Origin of the sequence: Planomonospora alba (assembly GCF_039534085.1) — a bacterium.
GTDB lineage: Bacteria > Actinomycetota > Actinomycetes > Streptosporangiales > Streptosporangiaceae > Planomonospora_B > Planomonospora_B alba.
Genome location: NZ_BAAAUT010000047.1, coordinates 50,147 through 56,681 on the forward strand (window position 1 = coordinate 50,147; position 6,535 = coordinate 56,681).

Below are 6,535 nucleotides of genomic sequence, written 5' to 3' on the forward strand. Positions count from 1 at the left end.
GGGACGGTCCCGGAAGGTCCAGGTCCTAGCGGGAGCGGTTGTGCAGGCGCTCCATGTCCATGATGACCACGGCCTTGGCCTCGATGCGCAGCCAGCCGCGCTGGGCGAAGTCGGCCAGGGCCTTGTTCACCGTCTCGCGCGAGGCGCCGACGAGCTGGGCCAGCTCCTCCTGGGTGAGGTCGTGGTGGACCCGGACACCGTCGTCGACCTTCCGGCCGAAGCGGTCGGCGAGGTCGAGCAGCGCCTTGGCGACCCGGCCGGGCACGTCGGTGAAGACCAGGTCGGCCAGCACGTCGTTGGTACGGCGGAGCCGCTGGGCCAGGGCGCGCAGCAGGTGCAGGGCGACCTCGGGGCGGCCGGTCAGCCAGGGGCGCAGGTCGTCGTGGCCGAGCCCGGCCAGGCGGACGTCGGTCAGCGCGATGGCGGAGGCCGTACGGGGGCGGGGGTCGAACAGCGAGAGCTCGCCGAACATCTCGCCCGGGCCGAGCACGCTGAGCAGGTTCTCCCGGCCGTCGGGCGCGGTCCTGGACAGCTTGATCTTGCCTTCGAGGACGACGTAGAGCCGGTCACCCGTCTCGTTCTCGTTGAAGAGGGTCTGCCCCTTGGACAGCTGGACCTCGGTGACGCTCGTGCGCAGGGCGGCGGCGCCCTCGCGGTCGAGAGCGGAGAACAGAGGGGCCTTGGCCAGCACGTCGTCGGTGTTCACGGTGCCTCCTTGTTGAGGGTTCACGCATCGTCCTCGGGCTTGCCGCGCTCGCGTGGTGCCGCCGGCGAACGCCCCGTCCCTTGCTCTCGTGTCCGCACGTCGTCCTCTGGCTCTGCGCTGGTGGGTGTCGTCGCGCGGGCGCCTCGGCGCCGGTCCTCGGCGTCCGCAACAGCCATTGTGACTCATTCCATCGCGAGGTCCGGCGGGGGCCCGGGGGCATAGGCTGTCGCCGTGCCCCGTCAAGACCGTCCGGCAGGTGAATCCAGACTCGCCCTGGTCCGTCGCGCCCGGCGGATGGACCGCATCCTGGCGGAGACCTATCCCGACGCGCACTGCGAGCTCGACTTCGGTGATCCGCTGGAGCTGCTGGTCGCCACGATCCTGTCCGCGCAGTGCACCGACAAGCGCGTCAACATGGTCACCCCCACGCTCTTCGCGAAGTACCGGACGGCGGAGGACTACGCAGGGGCGGACCGGGCCGAGCTGGAGGAGATCATCCGGTCCACCGGGTTCTTCCGGGCCAAGGCCGCGAGCATCATCGGCATGGCGCAGGCGCTGTGCGCGCGGCACGGCGGAGAGGTCCCCGGCAGGCTGGAGGACCTCGTGGCCCTGCCCGGCGTCGGGCGCAAGACCGCCAACGTGGTCCTGGGGAACGCCTACGGCGTGCCCGGGATCACCGTGGACACCCACTTCCAGCGGCTGGTGCGCCGGTTCGGCTGGACCGAGGAGACCGATCCGGTCAAGATCGAACACGTCGTGGCCGGGCTCATCCCGAAGCGCGACTGGACGATGGCGTCGCACCGCCTGATCTGGCACGGCCGCCGCATCTGCCACGCCCGCAGGCCCGCCTGCGGCGCGTGCCCGCTGGCGGCCCTGTGCCCGTCGTACGGCACCGGCCCCACGGACCCGGAGCAGGCCGCCGGGCTGGTGCGTCCCGGCCCGTTCTCGTAGGCGGGCCCCGCCGGGAAGCGTGGGAGGAGATCTTGCGTTGCACAGGGGTGCAGAGGACCGGAGGTGCGGTGGTGGAAGTACCCGAGTGGCTGGAGACGCTCGCCGGACGGGCGGCGGAGATTCCGGTCCCCGCGGAGCTGCGCCCGCCCCGGTCCGGCGGGCGGCGGGCCGCGGTGCTGCTGCTGTTCGGCGAGGGGCCGCTCGGCCCGGACGTGCTGCTGATCCAGCGCAGCTCGAACGGCCGGCGGCATCCGGGGCAGCCCGCCTTCCCCGGCGGCGGGATCGACCCCGGTGACGGCGGCCCGGTCGGCGCGGCGCTGCGGGAGGCCGAGGAGGAAACCGGTCTCGACCCGGCGGGCGTCCACGTGGTCGGCGTCATGCCCGAGCTGTTCGTCTCGCACAGCGACAACCGGGTGACCCCGGTGGTCGGCTGGTGGCACACCCCCTCCGCCGTGCACGCGGCCTCGCCCGACGAGGTGGAGGCGGTGGAGCGGGTCCCGGTCGCCGAGCTGGTCGATCCGGCCAACCGGCTCCTGCTGCGCCATCCACGCGGCTACATCGGCCCGGCGTTCCGGGTGCGCGGCCTGCTGGTCTGGGGGTTCACCGCGGGCGTGCTCGACCGGGTGCTGGCCGTCTCGGACTTCGACCGGCCCTGGGACCGCTCACGGGTCGAGGACCTCCCCCAGGAGGTGCTGGACCTCGTCTCCCGGAGCTGAGCGGGCGCGCCGGACGCCGTGCGGGCGGGCGCTACCGGGCGCCCAGCAGCGTCATGCCCAGGCACGCCCAGTCGGCGACGTCCTCGTCGGAGTCGGAGGTCAGGCGGCGCAGCGCCGCCAGGCCGGCCGGGTCGGGCGGGCTGCCGACGATGTTCGGCAGCGCGTAGGCCGCGCCGTACCGGACGCCCGCGTCGGGGTGCCCGGCCAGCTCGATCACCGAGGGCAGCGCGCGGCGGTCGCGCATGTGCCCGAAGGCGATCAGCACCGAGTAGAGCACCATCGGGTCGTCCTCGGAGGCGGCGAGGAAGCGCAGGACCGGGAGACTCCGGTCGACGAAGCCCAGCCGTCCCAGGATGTCGACGCCGAGCATGCGCTCGTCCTTGCTCTCTCCCCCGCACAGCCTGCGGGCCGCGGTGAAGGTCTCCAGATCGCCCCGTTCCTGCAGAAGTGCGATCGCCTGCCAGCGGATCGCGCCGTCATGGTCCGGATCCCCCAGTGCCGTCTCGATCAGCGACGCGACGGACACCGGCCCCCCGATCGTTGCCATGCAGGCCACGATAACGACAACGGAGCTCGGAGAAGGGCTACGCGCGCCAGGCGGAGGCTGGATACCGTAAAGGGGTGAGCGGTGATCTCCTGGACCTCATCCTGATCGCCCTGATGGTGGCTTTCGCGGTGTCGGGATACCGGCAGGGGTTCATCATCGGGGCCATGAGCTTCGTCGGGTTCGTCGGCGGGCTCGTCCTGGGCGTCTTCATCGCCCCCCCGATCGCCGGCGCCGTGGTCGACGGAGACACCGAGCAGGCCCTGCTGGCCATCGTGATCCTCTTCCTGTCGGCCGTCATCGGCCAGTTCGCCTCCTCGACGATCGGCGCGGTGATCCGCAGCCACGTCACCTGGGAGCCCGCCAAGGTCGTCGACGCGGTCGGCGGCACGTTCGCCAGCGCCCTGGCGGTGCTCATCGGCACCTGGTTCATCGGCAGCGTGGTGGCGTTCTCCCCGTTCCCGGTGATCAGCGAGCAGGTGCACAAGTCACTGCTGCTGAGCACCGTCGACGAGGCGATGCCGCAGGCGGCCAAGGACATCCAGGACCCGATCAAGGACCTCATCGACCAGTCGGGCTTCTCGAAGGTGTTCGACGGCATCGGGGGCGGCGTCTTCGTCGAGGTGCCCCCGCCCGACGAGGAGGTGTGGAAGGGCAACCCGCGGCTGCAGCGGGCCCGCCGGAGCATCGTCAAGGTGCAGGGCGTCGCCACGAGCTGCCGCAAGCACATCGAGGGCACCGGCTTCGTCTACGCCCAGAACAAGATCATGACCAACGCCCACGTGGTCGCCGGGGTCGACCAGGACCTGCAGGTCGTCGACCACCGCGGCGACTCCCACCCGGCCCGGGTCGTGCTCTACAACCCCGACCGGGACATCGCGGTCCTGTACGTCCCCGGCATCGACCTGCCGATCCTGCGCTTCTACGGCGGCGAGGTGGACAAGGGCGACGACGCGATCGTCGCGGGCTTCCCGCACGGGCAGGGCTTCACGCCCAACGAGGCCCGCATCCGGGTGCGGCAGCAGGCCAAGGGCACCGACATCTACGAGCGCAACACCGTCGTCCGCGACGTGTACGCGATCCGCGGCCTGGTCCGCCAGGGCAACTCCGGAGGGCCGCTGCTCACGCCCGACGGCCGCGTCTACGGCGTCGTCTTCGCCGCCGCGCTCGACCAGCAGGAGACCGGCTACGTCCTGACCGCCGCCGAGGTGGCGCCGGACGCCGAGGACGGCGCGAGGCTGTTCAACCGGGTCAGCACCCAGGAGTGCGACCACTGACCGGAGCGCCGGCCCCGGGACCTCTGCGGACCGGGGAGCGCCCTGCGGCGGGCGGAGCCGGTGGCCCGGCCCCGCCCGCCGGCGTCTCAGCGCCCGGTGCCGGTGCCCGAGGGTCCGCTTCCGGCACCCCCGGCGCCGGTGCCCGCGGACCCGTTCCCCTCGGCCCGGGACCCGGCCGGGAACAGGGACCTGATCCTGGCGATCGCCTCCACCGGGTCCGGCTCCTCCGCCCCCGCCAGGTCGCGGGCGGTCCCGGCCAGCGCCGGGTACGGCACGCCGTACCCGGCGATCCGGTCGGCGCCGCGGGCGAGCAGCGCGGCGGCCCCGCGCCGGTTGCCCCGCTGGAGGTGGGTCAGACCGACGCAGATCTGCGCCAGCCCCTGCCACAGGTCGCGCTCGCCCGCGGGGCCGGTCTTCCAGCGGGCCTCCAGCACCTCGTGGGCGTGGAAGGGCCTGCCCTCCCCGAGCAGGCGGCGGGCCTCGGCGAGCGCCTCGGCGGCGTCCGGCGCGTAGTCGTCCGGGACACGCGCCACGCCCTCGGCCCCGCGCGGCAGCGGGCGCCCGAACGCGTCGCGGGGCCGCTGGTTGCGGGCCCGGCCCTCGGGGTCGCGGTCGCGGGGGGTCACCGGTCCGGCTCCGGGTCGGCCAGCCAGCCGAGCAGCTCGGCGTCGAACTCCTCGGGCCGCTCCTCGTGCGGGAAGTGCCCGGACCCCTCGATCAGCCGCCACCGGTAGGGGGCGGTCACGTAGCGGCCGGAGCCCTGGGCGGTGCGCGGCAGCATACGCCGGTCGAGCGCGCCGTGCAGCTGCAGCGTGGGCGTCTCGATCCGGGCCCGCATGGCGCGGGCGTAGCGCAGCCCGTCCGGGCGCAGCTGCGAGCGGGCGAACCAGCGGTGGTACTCCAGCGCGCAGTGGGCGACGTTGAGGATGCCGAAGGCGTCCCGGTAGGTCCTGGACGTCTCCTCGTCCGGCCAGGCGGGTCCGGACCACTCCCGGAGCATCCTGCCGACCAGGGCGGCGGAGTCCGTGGTCAGGCGGTGCTCCGGCAGGAACGGCAACTGGAAGCCGAGCGCGTGGCCGCTGGCCCGCATCTGGCCGAAGGGGTCGGAGCGGAGCGCGGAGCGGAGCCGGAGCGGGTGCGGGGCCCCCACCGCGACCAGCCTCCGGACGGCCTTCGGTTCGAGCGCGGCCATCGTCCAGGCCATGAGGCCGCCCCAGCCGTGGCCCACGACGACCGCGCTGGTCTCGCCCAGCGCGCGGATCAACCCGGTCGCGTCGGCGGCCAGGGCCGGCAGGTCGTAACCGCGCGGCGGCTTGTCGCTCGCGCCGTACCCGCGCAGGTCCACGGCGACGGCGCGGTAGCCCGCGGCGGGCAGGGAGACGAGCTGGTGGCGCCAGCTCCACCAGAACAGGGGGAAGCCGTGCAGCAGCAGCACCAGGGGGCCCTCGCCGGCCTCCACGGCGTGGAAGCGGGTGCCGCGGGCGTGCACGGAGCGGTGGGTCCAGGGGCCCTCGATGAGGACCGCGGATTCGTCGGGGCGGTTCACCGGTCGGGTTTCCCGGGCTCGCGGGGGGCGTCGGCCGGCCCGGCGGCGGGGGCGGGCTCACTCTCCCCGCTCTTGATGGTCTTGAGCGAGTGGAGGGTCCGCTTCATCCCGGTCAGGCCCTTGAGCCGGCGGATGCCGACGAAGACCAGCAGGCCCGCGACGACCAGGTAGAAGAGGGTGACGACCCCGAAGGCCCAGCCCTCCGCCCAGTCGAACAGGCCCACCAGGGCGTAGGCGATGGCGAAGGAGGCGAGGATCAGGCACAGGTGGGCGATGAACGCGGCGGCGGCGAACAGCCCCGTCGCGAGACCGACGCGCTTGGCGTCGAACCTGAGCTCGGCCTTGGCCAGTTCGATCTCGGCTCGGACCAGGGTGGAGATGTGGCTGCTGGCCGCGGCGACCAGCGCGCCCAGGGACTCCTCCTGCGGCTCCGTGGCCGGGTTCTGCGTCATGAACGATCTCCTATCGAGCGCCGATGCCAACATCATCCTGCGCGTTGAGGTGTTTGCGCACGCGCGCCCCGGGTGCGACCGCGGCCGGCGACGAGGCGGCCGGGCCCGCCGTGGACACGCCAGCGGTCACCGCGCCCACCCCGTCCGGATCGTCGCCGGAGGCCGGAGCGCCGATCGGCGGCGGCGCGGGGGCCGGTGCCGGCGGGTGCAGGCACCGCGGTCCCGTCCCCGCCGGCGCGGCTCACCGGAGAGTCTGGCCAATCCGAGCCGTGCGGGCGTCCACGCCCCGCCGAAGACGCCGAGGAAGTTTCCGGCGCCCGGTGCGGTCACCGGACCGGGCGCC

8 protein-coding genes are annotated in these 6,535 nt (G+C 73.7%); 3 read left to right on the forward strand and 5 right to left on the reverse strand.

Annotated elements, in window-relative coordinates; all coding sequences use genetic code 11:
* Positions 1–25: 25 nt before the first annotated feature.
* The gene (locus ABD823_RS25385) at positions 26–706 is read right to left on the reverse strand and encodes a Crp/Fnr family transcriptional regulator (protein WP_344863740.1); all 681 of its coding nucleotides are present in this window, start codon (positions 704–706) and stop codon (positions 26–28) included.
* A 294-nt stretch (positions 707–1,000) separates the two neighbouring features.
* On the opposite strand from ABD823_RS25385, the gene nth reads away from it, so the two are divergent.
* A complete protein-coding gene (nth, locus tag ABD823_RS25390; RefSeq protein WP_344863742.1) occupies positions 1,001–1,657 on the forward strand; it encodes an endonuclease III in 657 nt (218 codons plus the stop codon).
* 71 nt (positions 1,658–1,728) lie between these two features.
* On the forward strand, positions 1,729–2,373 hold the full coding sequence (locus tag ABD823_RS25395) for an NUDIX hydrolase (RefSeq protein WP_344863744.1): 645 nt from the start codon (positions 1,729–1,731) through the stop codon (positions 2,371–2,373).
* Between the two features lie 31 nt (positions 2,374–2,404).
* Here the strand turns inward: ABD823_RS25395 and ABD823_RS25400 are convergent, their stop codons facing one another.
* Positions 2,405–2,920, reverse strand: a complete 516-nt coding sequence (locus tag ABD823_RS25400) for a HEAT repeat domain-containing protein (protein WP_344863746.1) — start codon at positions 2,918–2,920, stop codon at positions 2,405–2,407.
* Between the two features lie 74 nt (positions 2,921–2,994).
* On the opposite strand from ABD823_RS25400, the gene ABD823_RS25405 reads away from it, so the two are divergent.
* Positions 2,995–4,194, forward strand: coding sequence for a MarP family serine protease (locus ABD823_RS25405; RefSeq protein WP_344863748.1), 1,200 nt, complete (start codon positions 2,995–2,997; stop codon positions 4,192–4,194).
* Positions 4,195–4,280: 86 nt separating this feature from the next.
* On the opposite strand, the gene ABD823_RS25410 is transcribed toward ABD823_RS25405, so the two are convergent.
* The 3 genes from ABD823_RS25410 to ABD823_RS25420 are packed head-to-tail and all read right to left on the reverse strand — an operon-like array spanning position 4,281 to position 6,192.
* Positions 4,281–4,820 carry a DUF309 domain-containing protein gene (locus ABD823_RS25410; RefSeq protein ID WP_344863750.1) on the reverse strand — a complete coding sequence of 180 codons (540 nt, stop codon included), beginning with the start codon at positions 4,818–4,820 and terminating at the stop codon, positions 4,281–4,283.
* Entirely contained in the window at positions 4,817–5,740 is a 924-nt protein-coding gene (locus ABD823_RS25415; RefSeq protein ID WP_344863752.1) for an alpha/beta fold hydrolase, read from the reverse strand. The genes ABD823_RS25410 and ABD823_RS25415 overlap by 4 nt, the downstream gene beginning before the upstream one ends.
* Positions 5,737–6,192, reverse strand: a complete 456-nt coding sequence (locus tag ABD823_RS25420; protein ID WP_344863754.1) for a phage holin family protein — start codon at positions 6,190–6,192, stop codon at positions 5,737–5,739. Before ABD823_RS25420 ends, ABD823_RS25415 begins: the two co-directional genes overlap by 4 nt.
* Between the last annotated feature and the right edge of the window lie 343 nt (positions 6,193–6,535).